The following is a 19,769-nucleotide window of genomic DNA, read 5'->3' as shown; positions in this document are numbered from 1 at the left end:
TGCAATTTATTTTTTAATTTACTGAGAACCTTCCAACTGGGAAGAAACAGCTTCATTTACGTTAGACTTTTCTCGCTCTAATGCTTCAAGCTGCAACTGTTCTGACGATCCTTCAAGTGCTGTATCGCTTGAATTACTCAAATACGGAGCAACTAATCTGTTGTAATTGGAAGCAACTGCTAAAAATGCTCCACCTAAAATATAAATCGGTAGTGGTAAAGATAATTCTTTCACCCAGTCAAAGAATTCTGCTAAAGCAAACAAGACAAAAAAGCAAGCAAGCCAAACCCTCATAAATCTAACTCCTCAGGTTCAAATCTCTTTACTTATAGCGTAAATAGGTTGCATATTAATTGATGCTTGCTATATCGACAATTACAAAATACTAATTTCATTGTGCCAGAAAGACTTTGAGTAAATCTAAATCACCCGTTATTCCTATTCCGGTAGAAGGTTCTTAATTGATTGATAAAGGGAAGGGTGGGAAGAGCAGGAGAGATTCTTGTAGGTAATCTTCTGTGGATAGAGATGGGAAAATCATTATTCAAAGAATAATTACAAATACTTATCAATTAATCAATATTTTCACAACCTTCTAAGGTTGATATGAATTCTGCTTACTAATTTGGGAAAAATGTAATTAGTAGAATCACCCATTCTTGTATGCATTTATTTTAAAGCAGAATGAGTTATCCCAACCCCAAGCATCCAACCTATACAAGTAATTCCTCCGAGGAGAAAGCTGTTTTTATCAAATTCGTCTCCTCATGGTCAAATGCTTTTGTGAGGATAACCCAAGTAAGCAACAATATGAGTTTGAGTCAAAAAATTAAATCTGTTTATATATTTATCATTGGTATTGCTGTCTTGGGAAGTACTACTAGTTTCGCAATTGGTGACTATTATTATTATCGTGCCAAACAACAAAAAATAAAAATTACTCAAGAACATCGTTTACTAAATAAATTAAGGCACACAGCTTTTGAAATCCAAAGTATTACAGGATTTTCTTCTTCTAGCCAAAAAACAGAGAATCTCCATAAAGCAAAAGTTGTCGCTATTAAGAGTCACACGAAAGTCACATCATTTTTAGAAAAATTCAATAATTCCCCAAGTTATTTTTCTATCCCAGAAGTTAAAGAATTACTAACTCAATATAGGGATACGATCAAAAAGTTATCTCAAAATTTAGATACTACATTAAATCAGATTGAGCCTTTAAAATCTAAACCTAATACACTTCCCCAAGTACAAAAAGAATTAGCTGATTTTTCAGCAAGCAAAACAAATAAAAAATTATTATATTTAGCGGATGAATTAGGATTAATAATTAACATAGCCGAGAAAAAAGAAGAGAAAGCAGCAGTTGAGTTAATAAAGGCTGAATTTTCAAGATTTATAATAATTTTGATCGGAATTTGCTTAACCATAATCACTACTTATCTATTAACATATTCCGCAGCAAAAATAATTATTTATCCCTTAAATAAAATCAAACTTTTTGTTAGAGAAATTGCAGAAAATTCGAATTTTACAGTGGAATTGTCTACTACAAGTCAGGATGAGTTCGGGGATATTACTTATTACCTCAATCAAATAGTTATTAAAATGAAAAATTTGGTTATAACTAATCAAGAAGCTGAAAAAGCATGCGATGTAGCCAATCAAGTAAAAAGAAGATTTATGGCAAATATCAGTCACGAACTTCTTACACCTCTAAATGGTATCCTAGGATACACTCAAGTTCTTCATAACTCTTCAAATATTACACAGAAAGAAGAAAGAGGGATTAAAGTAATTCATAAATGTGCCGAGCATTTACTAACATTAATTAATGATATTATAGAATTTTCTAAAATAGATTTAAATGCGATTGACCTGAAAATTTCAGATTTTAAATTACGATATTTCCTAGAAGAAATTATAGATATATATAGAATTCAGGCTCAACAAAAAGATATCCTATTTATATATGAGATACCAGATAATTTACCATCAGTAATAGCTACAGATAGGCAGAAATTACGGAGAGTAATTATTAATTTACTTGGTAATGCTCTGAAATTTACCGATCAAGGAAGTATCACATTTAAAGTCATAATTAGTCATCTTACAGATTCTGAAATAAAAATTAAATTTGTGGTTCGAGATACTGGAGTCGGAATTAATGAAGCTGATTTAGAAAAAATTTTTTTACCCTTTGAAAAAGTAGTAGATTCTAAAAATTATAAAGATGGTACCGGATTAGGATTATCAATCAGCCAAAAAATGATTGAGCTTATGGAAAGTTATATAGAAGTAGATAGTGAATTAGGTAAAGGTAGCAGTTTTATATTTGAAATTAAATGTCCTGTTGTTGAAAGTTATAAAGAAAAAAATATACATATTAAAAATAGAAAAATTATTGGCTATTCTGGAGAACAAAAAAAAATTCTTATTGTTGATGACCTTTGGGAACATCGTCTTTTAATTGTAAATATTTTAGAACCACTTGGATTCGATCTGATCGAAGCTAAAAATGGTAAAGAAGGATTAGAAAAAGCCAAGGAGTATCAGCCCGACCTAATCATTTCTGATATATACATGCCCATTTTAGATGGTTGGGAAATGCTTTGCTATGTGGATAGCCATCAAAACTTGAAAGATATACCATTTATCTTAACTTCTACAAGTATTTCAGATCAAAGTAAAGAGAAAATCAATTCCTTAGAAGTAAAGTATTTTCTGATTAAACCAATACAGGATGAAGAACTATATAGATTAATTGAAAGAGAGTTAGATATTAATTGGAAATATGCCGACTCAGATAACTTTTTAGAAATACATCCAAATCAAAAACAACAAGAATCAATCATTTTTCCCTCATCATCAGAACTAGTTATGCTTTTAGATTATGCAAAAAAAGGACAAATCAAAGGAATCATTGAGGAGTTAGAAAAAATAGCAGATATTAATAGTGAATATCAAGACTTTGTAAATCATCTTAACTCACTATTGAAAGACTTTAACATCAAAAATATCCGTAGTTTTCTGAAAGAAAATATTCAGGAATAGTATTTTAAGCGCTTCGAATAATTTTGGATATTATTTTAAATTTAGTATGATATTTGGAGAACATAGAATATATGGAATTTGAAACTGAAAATATCAATAATCCATCTCAAATTAAAAATGAGAATCACAATCATTTAAAGACTATATTAGTAATTGATGACAGTCCAACAAACTTAGAAGTTTTATACGAAACATTGAGTTATGCAGGCTATGAAGTACTTGTAGAAATGGATGGTTTGAGTGGGATAGAACAAGTAAATCAAAATCCACCCGACCTAATACTTTTAGATGTAATGATGCCTAAAATAGATGGTTTTGAAACTTGTCGTCAACTTCAAGCAAATCCAGCAACTAAAGATATTCCAATTATTTTTATTACAGCTCTAACTGAAGCAGAAGAAAAACTCAAGGGTTTAACACTAGGTGCTGTAGACTATATCACTAAACCTTTTCAACAAGAAGAAGTATTAGCCCGAGTAAAGTTACACTTAAAACTACGATATTTAAACCTAGAATTAACCCTACAAAAACAACAATTAGAAGATAGAGTTAAAGAAAGAACAGCAGAACTTTCCCAAACATTAGAAGAACTCAAACAAACTCAATTAAAACTTATTCAAAGCGAAAAAACTTCCGCTTTAGGTCAAATTGTGGCTGGAGTATCTCATGAAGTTAATAATCCAGTTGGTTTAATTTCTACTAATTTATATTATGCCAACCAGTATATTCAAGATTTAATCGATCTAGTAAAAATCTATCAACATAAATTTCCTGATTTTAGTATAGAGATTTCAGAAAAAATCGATAGTATGGATTTGCCACATATTTTACAAGATTTACCAAAACTACTTTCATCAATGAAACTAGGGACTGATAATATCCGTGGGATAATACAATCCTTACAAAATTTTTCTCGTGCGGATGGGGTAGAAAAAAAATATATTGATATTCATGAAGGGATTGAGACTACCTTGATGATTTTACAGTATAGAATCAAGGCACAAACAAAACGTCCTCCGATTAAAGTAATTAAACAGTACGGTAACTTACCAAAAGTTGGATGTTATCCAGGACAGTTAAATCAAGTGTTTATGTATTTACTAAATTATTTAATTGATAGTTTGGAAAAATCATACATCTATAACCATAATTTATCAGAACATAAAATAGTTCCTGGTAGCGATACATTAGCACAGCTATTAAATCTACAACTAAAAATAATTACCGATTTAGACAAAGAAAATATCATTATCAGAATTGAAAATAATGCTTTCACCTTGCACGATTCACCAATTGATGAAATCAAACAAAACTTTACTAATGCCTTTAAAGAAGAACGAAATCATCTGGGATTTTCTATTAGTAGAGAATTAATAGTAGAAAATCATTGTGGTAGTTTGGAATACATTATTTGCGATAGTGTGGGTATTAATTTTGTAATTAAAATACCACTAATACATGTTTATTGAAAACATTTATTGAAACAACTATCAAAAGCTATATATAAAAGTAATAAAATTCATCATATCTAAGTCAAATAGCCATAAATACGATTAATAGCCTTCTATCAATTTTACCACTTTTTATATAATTATAATATTCGATTATTATTTTTAACTCTAAATAAATTTATATTCAAATCATAATTATAGTGATAATTTTTGATTTATTACAAACACCAAATTGCAAATTGTTAAACTACCTATTCCTTAACTTTTCCTAGCTGACAATCTTTATTTTTAGCTTAAAAATAGCAACGAGTAATATTCCTACTCATACCAAAGTGGTTTTACGGAGGATCGGGCTTGTGCATCTACATCTCAATTTAAATGGCAAATAGAAATGGCTTCTCGCGATATCAGGGTTGTATCTACTGCCCTATAAACTTAAGTCGGGTAAGATATTCTATTAGAATAAACTCGATTATCTAGCTTATTTCTCTAAATCTGTAACACCACCAATAAAATTGATAATTTGCAGTAATAAACCTCTTACAATGGTTGCCCTGTTATATCTTATGACCTAATCTAATTCAAAAAATAAAATATCCCATCAAATAGGGATTAGCGACTCAGGGATGGAAAATAGGAATTTAGGATTTAGTCTTTAAAGACTGAAATAATAAATATCTTGATTACTATCCTTGATTCCTAATTTCTTATCTCTTATCAGTTCTATAATAATTGGACAAAAGATCCATTATTATCCATTTTTGTCCAAGTATTATCTTCCTGTTTCTACCCCTTATTGCTCATTTTTAATTTATCACCAACACCATGATTATTTTGTTATTTCAGATTTTGAATCTTTTTTGATATCTGTCCCCTAAGTAGTTCATAGGTATTAAAATATTACTCTCAGATGTGTAAAATATTCAACTTCAATAGAAAAATAGTTTATTATCTAGAGCAATAACAGCAGAATATGAAATTAATTTTGGGACTAAACTCATTTAACTTAACTTTCCACTACCTTTTTCCGGCTGACAAGCAATATTTTTAGCTCAACAATATCAGCGTGACAAGCGTTTTGTTGTTGTAGCTTGAAGGTCTCAGAGCAATGCGTCTACGGACAGAACGCTCAGTAGGAGTCTTAATTGATGCATTTAGATCATAGTTTCCGTTTTCAGCCTGTTCATACTCTAGTTGCGATTGACCCTAATATAGAAGATTGTCAAAGTATAGTTCCAAAAATTCTTGGCAAAGCTGAGGTAGTTTTAATTCAAGCAAATGAATATGAAGTGCAACAAATCACATTAACTTTGCAGGAATATGATCGCCTTACAAGTCTTCATATTATTTCTCACGGTTCCCCAGGGTGTTTATATTTGGGAAAAAGTCATTTAGGCTTATTTTCTCTTAACCGTTATGCTCCACAGCTAATTACTTGGTCCGTTCCCAATATTATTCTTTATGGTCGTGATGTTGCAGTCGGAGATTCTGGTACTGAGTTCATCCACAGATTACATCAGATTACAGGTGCCAATATTGCAGCTTTCACGCGAAGAGTAAACCCAGCTTCCTATAGTACTTGGCAGTTAGATTATCAGTTGGGAAATATTAACCCGGAGTTGGCAGTATTACCAGCGATACAAAAAAACTATACTGGTGTACTTGGGGTTTAATGAAAATTTTTATAGTGCTTTCATATCAGTGATAAACAGAGCTAGAGCTTCACAGATAAATACTAGTACTATTTGAGACTCGAAAGTGTTAATAGATGAGCCTTTAATCCCAAAAAATTTCCGAAATACTCCGATTGATTTCCTAAATAGCAGCGGAGTATTGTGTTTCAATACAAATGATAGTTGTAAAATTATTCCGATAGAAACGAGATTAATCCCTCACTCTTCATTCATACATTCATTTCGTTCTACGGTGTTCGAGTGGATTTTTATGGCAATATGACTGCACCATATCAACTATAGAACAGAATCAAAAATATCACTTTATTCTTCGGTGATAGAGAAGTTTCGTACGATACCATAAACTATGTCCGAAAACCTTACAGAGTTATAAGGCAAACGGATAATTGTTTATCTGTTTATAGCTTGAGGTAAATTCAATCAAATCTCTAACAGTAACTAATACGTTTTAAACCAAGAACTGTGAAATTCCTCTTGCTATTTACACAAAGACTAACCTGCGATCAAGTTCGCGCGATCGCTAGTGAGACCTAACACAAGTACTATACAGTTTTAAGTTTGAGCTTCCTGAACTAAAAACTACCGATCAAGTAAATCGCGTAAGTCCTGAAGAGTAATCTTTAAAGGTTTAGCAAAACAACATGAGGGATAATGTATAACAACAATAACTTCTTCAAAAGTTCAACAGAAGAAGATTTATCTGAAGTCCCAATACAACCGAAAGTATTGACCCTAAGCGGACTTCCTCTTCATGAGAAAATAAGCATTAATTCCATCGCTCCGCTTGACTGTCATCAATATGAAGAAAAAGACTACTTCAGTTTAAGTATTGATGGTAATCCTGTTGAAATCCAATCTTTGTCTCGGAAAATTCCTCATACTGCAAGCACCTTAACTCTGGAGTGGTGTGCTAAAAGTTCTAACGAAAGCAATAAATTATTTGTCTCTCCATTCGTAGTAGCAATTGTGACAATTATTGGGATTAGAAATTCTTCTAAGATTGCTAATATTATTCCTGACCCAACTGTCTATGCCTATAGTAATTTTGATTTTACTATTAATGCCATCACCATATCTGATATTGATGGAGAAAGCTTAATTTTGAGAGCAAAACTAGAACAAGGAGAAGCCTTTCCTACTCATAGAAGTTTAATCCCACCCGAAGCAATTTCGATCACATCTCCATCAGTACAAGTTTAAATTCACTTAACCCTATACTCAACACAAGAAGCTCAAATAAATTTTTGTTGGCACATAGTATAGTTTTATTGATAATAGATAACACTATACTAAATACCAGCAATTTGATTATGACGAACTACCAATATAATAGCTTACAAAAATATTGTAAGATTTTACATTTGATAATAGTACTTATACAAGCTCCATCAAATTAATTTCAATCCGTGGTCGAACGAAATTATAAATATACCCAATTGGCTGACAATCCGCAGCTTCACTTACACCTTCCTCTGTGAGGGAATTAGGTCCGAAATGTTCTTCAAACAGTACTTGAGTTTGCTTAAATATAAATTCTAAATTTTTTCTATCTGCAGCATCACGATTACCAAAATAAGGAAAATGATGAATGAAGTAGCCAAATAAAATCTGACAATCCTGGGCATATTTAATTGTATCAATTATGTGAAAATGCCAAACTAGATCAATTTCTCTGGATGGAACAAATTGACGATTAGGATATAGGTAAATTAAAGTTAGAAACATCAGATAGCGAGAAATTGCTTGGCTTGTTTTTTCCCGACTCCATCCTAACCCATTACTATCATTCATTAGTTTATAAGCAATGGGACCCAAGTCCAGTTGCCTTAATTTTTCAGTAAATACTTTTATTTGAGAAGACACAGTTTGCTTGGCAATTAACATAGCTTTTAATCTCAATTAGCCTTACATACAGGACAGATTTATTACCTAATTATGTGGAAGTATTTGATATTTTTTTATTCGTCATTAATCCTTTAATATCCGGGTTTTTCATAATACAAATAGCTGATTTTTTCCCATGAGATGCAAATTAAATATCAATAAATTAGAAATCCATTGTCAGGTAACTCTGAAGCTTATTTTTGACTGTATTGAAATCTCCTTTATTCGGACTATTAGTATTAATCGAAATCACACCATTACTGTGTCAGAAAACACATCAATAGTGTGATAAATTAAGAAATGATTTATTTGTCAAAAAGTTAACTTTAGAAATTAAATGCTATAGGTTCGATAGCGTAAAGAATTAAGAAGCTAAACTATTTTTCATAAGTTGACAAATAGCCTCCATATCCCTACTATCACTTTGCATTTACAGCCCACCAAGCTAAAGCAAAAGGTTGGATCGGCTCATTATTCTGCCGATTGTATTTGACGCGAATTTTATATTTTCCGGTAGCAGGAACCTGACAAAATATATGTTCTATATTATCAACTTTGCTATTCGAAGAACAGGGGTTACTTTTATTACTTGAATTATCGTCAGTAACAAGATATAAATCTAGATCGTTTAAACCGCGGTCGCGAAATGTCTCTCCTTTATCATATTTCTGATTGATATTCTGATCGTTGAGTTCTACTAATCGATTCCAGACTAACGTAATAGAAACAAAACTATTTTTACGTAGGGGCTGGGAAATTTTATATTCAACATCATTATTCTTCACTACACTACGATAATCCCAACCTAAAATAGGTACTGATTTTGATGGATTCCATTGACCGGCACTAAACTGTTGAAATGCGCGAAAGGCATTCAAATGTCCGACTCCCATTTGGGAATTCAAAGGTATATTTTTATTTTTATAAGCATCGGACTCCAGCCAATTTCGATTTTGTTTATCAATCAAAGTTCTTGTCATTCTTAAATGAGAACCATCACCCCTATCTTTGATTTTTTCTGCAGAGTTAAGCAACACAGCTTTCATTACTTCATGACGACGGGAAGCAAGACTCCAATTATTCCGTCTAGCTCTAAATTGTTGATCGCCAAATTCCTGGAGCAATGCAATAACACCAGTTACATGGGGCGTAGCGAAACTAGTTCCAGTTACTTTTTTGACTTTACCGTCAGGATTGAGCATTTTAATATTAGTCCCTGGTGCAACTATACTTACAGTGCGACGCGTACCAATATTAAACTCTTTACCTTCTAATCTTGGATTCATTCCCCGAGCAGGGGTGAGGTTAGAAACATGAACCTTATCAAACATCTCTCTCTGGCGAGAAGAAAAAGCCACGTTAACCGCGTTATAATTATCTGTAGGAATAGGAATTCCTCCTTTTCCTTGATTTCCAGCCACAACATACAGTACATTGTGAAACCGACTCGACCAATCAACACATAGCGTTAGTAAAGCATTACCATCTAAAACAGCTTCTGGTCTGGGGTCGCGATGTAGTGGTTCCCCAAAACTAAAATTAATTGCCCGGACATCTCCACCATTTTGTAAAGCGATGTGCTGTGCTGATAGGCACTCATTGGGCTGTCCCATATTTTTCGTTGAACCTATAGCAGAAGAATATAGGCGAGCCTTCGGTGCAACTCCTGGATAACTCTTATCTTTACTAACCATGATTCCAGCAACATTGTGAGCATGGGGATCGACACCACGATTTGATTTTGCTGGTTGGTTACGTTGGAAAACACCCGCGAGGGAAACTGCTCTATTCTTTGAAACAGCTTTATCCCAGCCAAACATTCCTGGGCGTCCAATCTCTACTTGACCAATGGAAATTTTATGACCACTCAAATTGTAAGGAGCTTTACGTAACTTTAGTACATCAATTCCACTTCGATTGAGAGAAGTCAAAGCAATTACTGGTAGGCTCCATAAAGAAGCTGCTAACCCCCAAAATATCCAGGTTTGTCTTTTTAGCATTTGTGTAGCAGACAGTTAAGCTAATGGTAAAGAAAAATCAACAAAATTAACTGGTATCAATGATTGCTGATTAAGTATCAAGTATCTAAGATATTCATGTTCCCAGTCCCCAGAGGCTAGACGCTAGAGGCTGTTACTAACGTCACCTTGCGGATCCGCCGACGCCGCAGCCTCTATGCCGCAAGGCGGCACGCAGTTGCTATACCTAGTCGCCAGTACCCAGTCCCCAATTTTCCGATAAATAACTAAATAACTTTTCATTAATGAATTAATTAATCAATGTTTTGTTACAATGCATACAGAAGAGGACGCTTGAATACCCGCTAACCATGACCAATAACTCATCTCAAAAGCCCATTGTAGTTGCTCCATCGATTTTATCAGCGGATTTTAGTCGTCTTGGAGAAGAGATTCGTGCTGTAGATGCAGCAGGAGCAGATTGGATCCACGTCGACGTAATGGACGGTCGTTTTGTACCCAATATTACAATCGGTCCTCTGGTAGTGGAGGCCATTCGTCCAGTCACTCAGAAACCATTAGATGTCCACTTAATGATCGTGGAACCGGAAAAGTATGTTGGGGACTTTGCCAAAGCAGGAGCAGATCATATTTATGTTCATTGCGAGCATAATGCTTCCCCTCACCTACACCGTACTTTGGGACAAATTAAAGAATTAGGTAAAAAAGCAGGAGTCGTACTCAATCCTGGAACTCCACTGAACTTAATTGAATATAGCTTGGATCTATGCGATATGGTTTTAATCATGAGCGTCAATCCTGGCTTTGGCGGTCAAAGCTTTATCCCCGGCGTAGTACCAAAAATCCGTCAGTTACGAACCATGTGCGACGAACGCGGACTAGATCCTTGGATTGAAGTAGATGGCGGTTTAAAAGCTAATAATACTTGGCAAGTTTTAGAAGCAGGAGCAAATGCAATTGTAGCTGGTTCTGCTGTATTCAAAGCAGACGATTATGCTCAAGCAATCGAAGGTATTCGTAATAGTAAACGTCCAGAATTAGCAAAAGCTTCATAGTTTTTGTTGATTCACCATCAGCAGCGACAAACATTTAACTAACTAATAAAATTAGATGATTTTGTTCGTAAAAATTATCCCTCTCACAATTCGAGAGGGTTTTTCCTTTTTGCTTTAATTCATTCTTGCCCAATCAGTCCCTTTCCAAATATTGATGCAAAGAATTCCTGCAACTACCGCACCGAGATTCCATTTCACTGCTTTCTTGAGTAAATTTAAACCTCTACTTGATTCTGTAGCTTTTGCTTGACTTTTAATTTTTTGTTTGGCTTGGGATACTTCGCCTAAAAGTCTTTGTTTTAACTTTTCTGGTTCTAGCTCCAAAGAGCGACCTTGACGCTTGAGTAAATTATCAATTTGTTCTGGTGTAGCCAAATCAATTTGTTTCTTTACTTGTTCGGCGCGATTAATCTGTTGTTTTGATAAGACATTAATTTGGGTAGAGCTTTGTCTCTGGAGTCTAGCTGCATTAATAACTCCTAAAGGAATGGACAGTATGTAAATCACTCCCATTACTAAAGCCAACCAAGATAAAACTTTTAATACGGGAAATTCCCAGCGTTTGCGGAAATTCATCTCGCCATAAAACACAAATGCTAAACCAATTAAGGGTACTGGAACTCTTTCAACTAATGCACCTATGGTTTGAAACTCCCATGCAGGATTCATAAAATTTGGTGGCACAAACATTTCTACAACATCAAACAGTGCCAAGACTAACAAGCCATATCCTAAACACCGCAAAATCATTGTTGAACCTTCTTGACTAAAAGCAAAGTCCTGTACCGAAGAAACAAATTTATCGCTATGGGATTTAGTCATTTTTTACACACCAAAAACAGAAATTTTAATCGCTAATTTTATTACTAATTTCAGTAAAACTTAATTCAACCCTAACCCTGTTACAGGTGAGAGTTCCACTGTTGATACCAAGAAACCCAGGCTGTTTCTAACACTTGATAAGCAAATTCTGGCTTATGTTTGCCAAGAGGAACTGATAAATATGCCCACATACAATGCTTGTCTGTGCTCGTTCTGCGACCCAATAACCAAGAGATTAAACTTTGTGGTTCCAGAATCGAAAAATAATGATTTTTTTCAAACTGTTCCTCAGTAAAGCTAGTGACACCCCCGGAAGTAATACAAGCACTGAGGAAGGCTTTTTGTTTTTCTACTCCAATACCGTAATAACCAATACCTTTTCGCGATCGCACTTCCACAGGAGAAGTAATTCCCAAATATTTTTTGATAAATTTTTCCCCTTCTATAAGTGTTAGATAACGCATTTCAATATCTAAAGATAAATTATTCTGCACATAGCGATAATGCTTTTGTGCAATTATTTCGGGTTTTTTTAGGTTGGTTTCTGATAATTTACCACTCTGAACCTGTTCCCACTGAGGCAAAGATATTTTATTTGGAAAAGCGTGGGAAGTAGTAGGTAGCCAAGATTGAACTGGTTTGACGATTGTAATTACCAGGACAATGATAATGCCAATAAAGTTAATAGTTAACAGTAAAATTCGAAGTTTGCGCCAGTTGAGCATTACTTTGACAGAGGGGTTACATCACCATTTTTTGATTTACCTTGTCCCAGGATAAACCAACAAAATAACCCAAACACAGAAACAGCAATGGTCGAAAATAGCAGGGAACCATCGCCATGATGCCAATATTCAAAGGCTTCTTGGTTATCCCCTTTAAGGATTACAACCATTAAAGCAACTCGTGCTGCGTTAACAACAAATCCTATAATGGCGGCAACAATAGGTAAGAAGATTTTTGGTAACCTATTGAGGGGAAATATGATTATAAACAAAATCCCCAAACCCAACATATGAAGAATTTGTTCTGAACCCGAACAACCACTAGCAACTTCTATACTTTGATTCGCAGAAGGTAAATGAATATAAACTCCAGAACGAAGCACATCAAAACCTGTATACCAGAGCAGAAAAGCTGATAGTTTTGCAGTTATTGGAGAAAGGAAAGTATTAATCAAATTCAAAGGTAATAGTTTCGGTAACCCAAGAATAAATAAGGCAAATAATTCACCAGCATACTGTCTCAAACCTTTAAAACCAGAAGCCAATAAAGCACAAGCAAAAGCATAAACAAATGGCAATAGGTATAAAAAGCCACCAAAACTAGTCATGGAAGCGGTTTTTAATAAAAGTAACGTAATTAGAGAAAAACCGAAGAAACCTGAAAAGATATCGCTTTCCAGATTCAGGTTATTACGTTTTTCCCAAACCAAAAAACAGATCGCCGTCCAAAATAAAACACTCGTCCCTAGAAGACTGGAATTATCCGATTTCCAAACCAAGTTTAGATGAATGGCAATTAAACCAATTCCTGTTGCAAGCAACAAGTATTGGAGAAGCTTAAATTTGGCGACTACCATATTGTGCAACTTGATTCTCATAAAAATAATGCAGAGATCCTAAACTCTGCTTCCATTCTCAAACAAAATGGTAAGACCTTACAGACCCTAAGTATAATTCCGGTAAAAAATTACAAATCCGGACATTCATAGGTGATTAAAATCACTTTAGTTACATACATATTTAATCTAATTGATGGAGAGCGGCACCAAAAATTTTTAACACTTCAATTGAGAAAGAAATTGATTACCTACCATCATATGAGATTTGATGTTTAAAAGGATTTAGGTCTTGAAAACATGAGTCTAAGGTCATCATCCCTCATTTTGGGAGACTTATTGTATGTTTAGAATTTATGTAATAGCTGGGTCGAGTAATATAAATGTCTACTATCAAGTTAATAATTATAGTTCTGGATTGCCGAAGCTAAAAAAATCCACATAAAGTAAAAAAGAATTAAAGTAGAAAAGAATAAGAGTAAACCTAATTCCAAGTGAATTATAGGGATTTTACAACTCCTTGCAGAGAACAAGATACACCATCTCAAAACATCGAGGCGTTTTTGAGTAATACTGTTAATCGGAAGTTTTATAGATAAATTAGAAAAATATGGAAGTTAGAGCAAGCAATACAAATTTTTTAGAGTGGAAAGGAGATGCTTTAGCCATCGGATTATTTGAAGATGCCACCGAACTGACTGGACAATTAACTAGTTTAGATGAAAAATTAGGCGGTATTTTAAAAGAAATAATTACAGAAGAAGAATTTAAGGCTAAAGCAGGTAGTTCTATTTTTACTAGAGTTCCCGGAGTCAGCCCAATTAAAAAATTATTAGTAATTGGTTTGGGAACAATAGAAAGCTTAACCCTAGAAGTACTGAGAAAAGCAGCAGCCACAGCCGCACGAAATGCAAAAAAACAAAAGTGCAAAACTTTAGGAATTAGTTTCCCCTATGGTGAACACAATCCTGAAGATGTCACCCAAGCCCTAGCAGAAGGAGTACAATTGGCACTTTATCAGGATAATCGCTTTAAGTCAGAACCAGAAACGAAAGAAACACAGGTTGAAGAAGTAGATTTACTTGGTTTGGCAGATAATGAAGCTGCTATTGTTAGAGCGAATCAAATTTGTTCCGGAGTATTTTTGGCAAGACAACTCGTAGCAGCACCTGCCAATGATTTAACACCAGTTACAATGGCAGAAATTGCCCAAGAAATTGCCTCAACTCATAATTTAGAGTTAGAAATCTTGGAACAAAAAGACTGCGAAAAGTTAGGAATGGGTGCTTTTTTGGGAGTAGCAAAAGCTTCCGACCTACCACCCAAGTTTATCCATCTGACTTACAAGCCCCAAGCAACTCCAAGGCGAAAGTTAGCAATTATCGGTAAAGGTTTAACTTTTGACTCCGGTGGATTAAATATTAAAGGTGCAGGTAGCGGCATTGAAACCATGAAAATTGACATGGGTGGTGCTGCAGCTACATTGGGAGCGGCTAAAGCCATTGGTCAACTCCAACCCGATGTAGAGGTTCACTTTATTTCGGCTGCAACTGAAAATATGATCAGCGGTCATGCGATGCACCCCGGTGATATTCTCAAAGCTTCCAATGGTAAAACCATTGAGGTAAATAATACTGATGCAGAAGGTCGTTTAACCCTGGCTGATGCTTTAGTATTTGCTGATAAGTTGGGTTTAGATGCAATTGTTGACTTGGCAACATTAACTGGTGCTTGCGTTGTAGCTTTGGGTAATGACATTGCCGGTTTATTTACTCCCAGTGATGAGTTAGCCTCGGAACTAGAAAAAGCAGCCGAAGGCGCAGGGGAAAAAATTTGGCGCATGCCGATGGAAGACAAGTATTTTGAAGGTCTCAAGTCTGGTATAGCTGACATGAAAAATACTGGACCTCGTGCTGGAGGTTCCATTACTGCAGCCTTATTCCTCAAACAGTTTGTCAAAGATACCGTTGATTGGGCACATCTTGATATTGCTGGGACTGTTTGGGCAGACAAAGAAAATGGTTACAATAGTCCAGGAGCAACTGGTTTTGGGGTAAGAACCCTGGTTCATTGGGTTTTGAGTAAATAAAAGAATAGAAAATTAACGGCGTTGGTGAGTGCGTAATGCTTTTGGTGCAAATATCTACGAAAAATTAATGTTTCAATAACTTAATTTCTTGATTAGCATTCTCTATTCAGCAACGCCAAATTAACTACTTCGCTTATACTTCTGTCCTCATTTTGTATAAGCGGAGGAATAAACCTTGCTGATGTTCTAAACCGTTAGTATTAGCTTCTTAAGAATAAAAATTTAATAATCTGTAATAATTAAATTTGGAATGGTGCGTTACGCGATGCTAATAGTAGCCTACTTTTGTACCTGATTTAATCCACGCTCCTTAGTATAATCATAGGTGAATCATTGCCTCTGACTTTTGACTCCTGACTTCTGACTCCTGACTTCTGACTTCTGACTCCTGACTTCTGATTTCTAACTCCTGACTTCTGACTCCTGACTTCTGACTCCTGCTATGCTTACGCCCCACTTACGTTAACGCCGTAGCGCGGTTGTTCTGACTTCTGACTCTCAAATCCTCCTAAATACCTTTACAAATTCTCGTCATAAGCTTTCATAATTTCGTAGAGATCAGTATCTTTTTCCAACAAACAAGCATGTCCGCTATCCGGTAAGATAAAAACTTGGCTGTTGGGAAAAACATCTGCGAGAAACTCAACCTCAGTAACTGATGGTAGTAAGCGATCGCTAGCACTCCCAATCAACAAAATCTGCTGCTGTATTTGACTCAACTTTTCCATGTCAACAGAAAAATTTCTCAGTAAAGATACACGCCAGTTAACAGTTTGAGAAGGTACAGAGCGAATAATCTTGAGAATATCTTGACGATCTGCAGCTGCAATTCTTGTCAAACTTACTAAAAAGGGCAAAAATCCAACAGCACCAAAGGTATATACAGCAGACGGAACCAAGTCTAAGATTTGGGATGACCAATTCAACCAAGGTAAACGATGAAAACTCGAAGCCGGATTAACTAAAATAATTCGGTTAAATAAGTGAGGGGCTTCCGCTAATATTTTCATTGCTAAACAACCCCCAAAGGATTCACCACATAAATACACAGATATTCGAGGTTGAAGTTGCAGTTCAGCTTTCACTAAATCTACTAAGTCACTAGTTAATTTCCCCCAATCACTTTGGTCAGTAGGCGGAATTGCCAGACAACGAATATCAAAACTATTTTCTAAACCAGCGATTTGCGTGCGCAATAGTTTTCCAGTACCATCCATCCCTGGCAAGTAAATAAACAGGGGATATTCTTTTTTTATTGGTTTTGGAGTGATAAAGTAGGGTTTAAATCCTTTTTCTGGTACAGCCATTATTAAATGTTTAACACCTATTAAATGATTGCTCTTAAAACACTGCTTAGTCATGTAGTAAACATTTTTGAAATAAATTTAGTTAGACAAAAAACTATAAAAAAATATATTTTTATGATGTCTTTATCCCAATAATTTATTCTTATATTATTCCTGATAACTAATGATTGATAAAAGGATAAACTTTGCTTACTTTATTTGATTCTCTTCGATATTGAATGGGTAATGCAGCATGGAATTCCAATCAATATAATAATACATAAAAAAATTTCAAAAATACCTCCTACTTACCCAAACAAATACCCTATTGACTCAAGAATCTCTCGTATTTCAAGAAACTAAATAAGTATTATTTTTGGCTAAAAATGTCACTGTAACTGCTAAGTTTGCAAAATATCCAGACGTGAAACAATACTAAACGGACAATTCTTACTAAAATTTTTCTACTCTGTTAGGCTGGGTAAACACCATCACGAGTCAGATTCCCTCCGAAACTACCCTACTTCTTTCTTCCCTTTGACAGTATTTCTAAACTTTCGCGAGATTTAAAAGAAGATCGATAATTGACTCGCAGCCAGAGAGAGCCAAGTTTTGCAGTAATTATTTCTCACGATAGTGAGTATTTACTCTATATCCCAATGAAAAACACGACGAGTCCCCCTAGGAGCGACATAAAACTTGGTTCCTGCAGATCTGCCTAGTAGTTATCGATACTGAAAATCTGGACTCTTAAAGAATGAGATGCTTAAAGGTAGGGATAATTTTGTTGGAAAACACACCTACCAATAATCGATAAATATCTAGAAGACTATTTAAACTCATGTATTTGCAATTATTTAGATATTAATCAAATTTATCAATCTATCTTTTATTTAAGTTTTACATTTCTTTAATTTATGAAGGACTCTCTTAAGGTAGAAGTATCTTATCTGCTGCGGAGGGAAAATTTACTGATATAAGAATAATTTGTATCCCCAATAACAATCGCTCCTGCTGTTGGCTTTCAGAGTTATATCATTACCGATTATTTCTCCTTTTTTTGCATAGATTAACTGATTTTATACTTATTACAAAAAGAATAGACTTGATAAATTTGCTAGTATTAAGGAGTTGGTTGAAAATGCAATAGCATTATTATATAATGGCGTGGTTTTATCTGCGTAACTATAGATAGAAAAGGGTTTTAATAAGTTGTTTTTTTATTTCGCATGAATCTAGTGGAAAAAACAGAAAAAATATTTGCTCTCACAACACCTTTATATTATGTAAATGGTTTACCCCACATCGGCAGTGCCTACACAACAATGGCAGCAGATGCGATCGCAAGATTTCAGAGATTATTGGGTAACCAAGTTTTATTAGTGACGGGAACGGACGAACATGGGCAAAAAATTCAACGTACCGCCCAAACAAAAAACTTAGAGCCACAGATTTTTTGCGATCGAGTTTCCGCTGAGTTTTCCTCTTTATGGGAATTACTAAATATTCAATATGACCGCTTTATTCGTACTACTGACTCGCGGCATGAGGTAATAGTTAAAGATTTTTTTAAACGTGTTTGGGATAATGGGGATATTTATTTAGGTGAGCAAAAGGGTTGGTATTGCGTATCCTGTGAAGAATTTAAAGAAGAAAGAGATTTATTAGAGGAAAAACGTTGTCCCATTCATACTAATAAAGAAGTTGAATGGCGAGACGAACAGAACTACTTTTTTAAGTTATCTAAATATCAAGAAAAACTCGAACACTTATACCAGCATCACCCTGATTTTATCCAGCCAGAAAGTCGTCGTAATGAAGTTATAAGTTTTGTTAAGCAAGGGTTACAAGATTTTTCAATTTCTCGCGTGAATATGGATTGGGGATTTGGAGTACCAGTCGATCCCAAACATACCCTTTATGTCTGGTTTGATGCTTTGCTGGGATATGCCACAGCATTGTTAGACGCAAAGGAGGAAGCAGGATTAGAAAAAGCTTTGCAAAAATGGTGGCCAATAAGCTTGCACTTAATCGGTAAAGATATTCTGCGCTTTCATGCTGTGTATTGGCCGGCAATGCTAATGTCTGCCGGTTTAACCTTGCCACAAAAAGTATTTGCCCATGGTTATTTGACTAAAGATGGTCAAAAAATGGGAAAAAGTCTTGGTAACACGGTCGACCCCATAGCATTGGTCGAACGTTACGGTAGTGATGCCATTCGTTATTACTTTCTTAAGGAAATTGAATTTGGTAAGGATGGCGATTTTAATGAAGTTAGATTCATTAACGTATTAAATGCAGATTTGGCCAATGATTTAGGAAATCTACTCAACCGCACCTCCAACATGGTGAAAAAGTATTGTGGAGGTAATTTACCAGCAGTTACTGCAGAAGATATCCCTGTGGAAAATCTTTTAAAAGCCATTGGCTTAGATTTGGGTTCTCAAGTCAAAGTTGCTTACCAAGATCTGGCATTTGATCGAGGTTGTGAAGCTGTGTTGGCTCTAGTAAGAGCTTGCAATAAATTTATTGATGAGCAGGCACCTTGGTCATTATATAAACAAGGACAACAGGATGCTGTAGAAAAAATCTTGTACGCGGTTTTGGAGTCAGTAAGACTGTCAGCATACCTTTTGTCTCCAATTATCCCAGACACTAGTAATAAAATTTACCAGCAATTAGGTTTTGAGGTAAACTTTAACGACCAAACCCAAACAGCAATTGCTGCACCTTTTGCTGTTCACGCACAGTGGGGTGTATTAAGCAGCGAGCAAAAGTTGGATAAACCCCAGCCGGTCTTTAAAAGAATAGAACTACCTAAAAACGATTAATTTTTAATTTATTACTCATCTCTAAATTATCGGGTCTATTTTACCGAGTCCAATCTATCCAGT

Annotated in this window: 15 protein-coding genes; 7 read left to right on the top strand and 8 right to left on the bottom strand. The window is 34.8% G+C overall.

Annotated elements, in window-relative coordinates; genetic code table 11:
* Positions 1-18 precede the first annotated feature (18 nt).
* Positions 19-294: a hypothetical protein gene (locus BC008_RS30035; RefSeq protein WP_027842346.1), complete on the bottom strand. Its 276-nt coding sequence runs from the start codon at positions 292-294 to the stop codon at positions 19-21.
* 516 nt (positions 295-810) lie between these two features.
* Here BC008_RS30035 and BC008_RS30030 point away from each other — a divergent pair.
* The 4 genes from BC008_RS30030 to BC008_RS30015 all read left to right on the top strand — a co-directional run bounded on the left by BC008_RS30030 (position 811) and on the right by BC008_RS30015 (position 7,399).
* Entirely contained in the window at positions 811-3,054 is a 2,244-nt protein-coding gene (locus BC008_RS30030) for an ATP-binding response regulator (RefSeq protein ID WP_058184140.1), read from the top strand.
* Positions 3,055-3,125: 71 nt separating this feature from the next.
* Positions 3,126-4,523 (top strand): hybrid sensor histidine kinase/response regulator, encoded by a 1,398-nt coding sequence (locus tag BC008_RS30025; protein ID WP_036265040.1) that lies wholly within the window; start codon positions 3,126-3,128, stop codon positions 4,521-4,523.
* Positions 4,524-5,653: 1,130 nt separating this feature from the next.
* Positions 5,654-6,178 (top strand): DUF4347 domain-containing protein, encoded by a 525-nt coding sequence (locus BC008_RS30020; protein ID WP_027842349.1) that lies wholly within the window; start codon positions 5,654-5,656, stop codon positions 6,176-6,178.
* 672 nt (positions 6,179-6,850) lie between these two features.
* On the top strand, positions 6,851-7,399 hold the full coding sequence (locus BC008_RS30015) for a hypothetical protein (RefSeq protein ID WP_027842350.1): 549 nt from the start codon (positions 6,851-6,853) through the stop codon (positions 7,397-7,399).
* Between the two features lie 174 nt (positions 7,400-7,573).
* Here BC008_RS30015 and BC008_RS30010 read toward each other — a convergent pair whose 3' ends face one another.
* On the bottom strand, positions 7,574-8,083 hold the full coding sequence (locus BC008_RS30010) for a glycine-rich domain-containing protein (RefSeq protein WP_058184139.1): 510 nt from the start codon (positions 8,081-8,083) through the stop codon (positions 7,574-7,576).
* Positions 8,084-8,502: 419 nt separating this feature from the next.
* Positions 8,503-10,083: a S8 family serine peptidase gene (locus BC008_RS30005; RefSeq protein WP_027842352.1), complete on the bottom strand. Its 1,581-nt coding sequence runs from the start codon at positions 10,081-10,083 to the stop codon at positions 8,503-8,505.
* 329 nt (positions 10,084-10,412) lie between these two features.
* Here BC008_RS30005 and rpe point away from each other — a divergent pair, with 329 nt between their 5' ends.
* On the top strand, positions 10,413-11,117 hold the full coding sequence (gene rpe, locus BC008_RS30000; RefSeq protein WP_027842353.1) for a ribulose-phosphate 3-epimerase: 705 nt from the start codon (positions 10,413-10,415) through the stop codon (positions 11,115-11,117).
* A gap of 114 nt (positions 11,118-11,231) precedes the next feature.
* Here rpe and hpsJ-A read toward each other — a convergent pair whose 3' ends face one another.
* The 3 genes from hpsJ-A to crtA all read right to left on the bottom strand — a co-directional run bounded on the left by hpsJ-A (position 11,232) and on the right by crtA (position 13,542).
* On the bottom strand, positions 11,232-11,939 hold the full coding sequence (hpsJ-A, locus tag BC008_RS29995) for an HpsJ-like protein, cyanoexosortase A-associated (protein WP_027842354.1): 708 nt from the start codon (positions 11,937-11,939) through the stop codon (positions 11,232-11,234).
* A gap of 80 nt (positions 11,940-12,019) precedes the next feature.
* A complete protein-coding gene (locus BC008_RS29990) occupies positions 12,020-12,664 on the bottom strand; it encodes a cyanoexosortase A system-associated protein (RefSeq protein WP_027842355.1) in 645 nt (214 codons plus the stop codon).
* Positions 12,664-13,542, bottom strand: a complete 879-nt coding sequence (gene crtA / locus BC008_RS29985) for a cyanoexosortase A (RefSeq protein WP_058184138.1) — start codon at positions 13,540-13,542, stop codon at positions 12,664-12,666. Before crtA ends, BC008_RS29990 begins: the two co-directional genes overlap by 1 nt.
* A 568-nt stretch (positions 13,543-14,110) precedes the next feature.
* On the opposite strand from crtA, the gene BC008_RS29980 reads away from it, so the two are divergent.
* Positions 14,111-15,589, top strand: coding sequence for a leucyl aminopeptidase (locus BC008_RS29980; protein WP_027842357.1), 1,479 nt, complete (start codon positions 14,111-14,113; stop codon positions 15,587-15,589).
* Between the two features lie 319 nt (positions 15,590-15,908).
* Here BC008_RS29980 and BC008_RS49810 read toward each other — a convergent pair whose 3' ends face one another.
* Positions 15,909-16,046, bottom strand: coding sequence for a hypothetical protein (locus BC008_RS49810; RefSeq protein ID WP_161938182.1), 138 nt, complete (start codon positions 16,044-16,046; stop codon positions 15,909-15,911).
* A gap of 61 nt (positions 16,047-16,107) precedes the next feature.
* The gene (locus tag BC008_RS29975; RefSeq protein ID WP_027845191.1) at positions 16,108-16,896 is read right to left on the bottom strand and encodes an alpha/beta fold hydrolase; all 789 of its coding nucleotides are present in this window, start codon (positions 16,894-16,896) and stop codon (positions 16,108-16,110) included.
* A gap of 1,208 nt (positions 16,897-18,104) precedes the next feature.
* On the opposite strand from BC008_RS29975, the gene metG reads away from it, so the two are divergent.
* Positions 18,105-19,706, top strand: coding sequence for a methionine--tRNA ligase (gene metG, locus BC008_RS29970; protein WP_027845192.1), 1,602 nt, complete (start codon positions 18,105-18,107; stop codon positions 19,704-19,706).
* Positions 19,707-19,769: the final 63 nt, after the last annotated feature.

This window comes from Mastigocoleus testarum BC008, from assembly GCF_001456025.1.
GTDB classification, from domain to species: domain Bacteria; phylum Cyanobacteriota; class Cyanobacteriia; order Cyanobacteriales; family Nostocaceae; genus Mastigocoleus; species Mastigocoleus testarum.
This window is presented reverse-complemented; position numbering and strand designations above follow the sequence as displayed.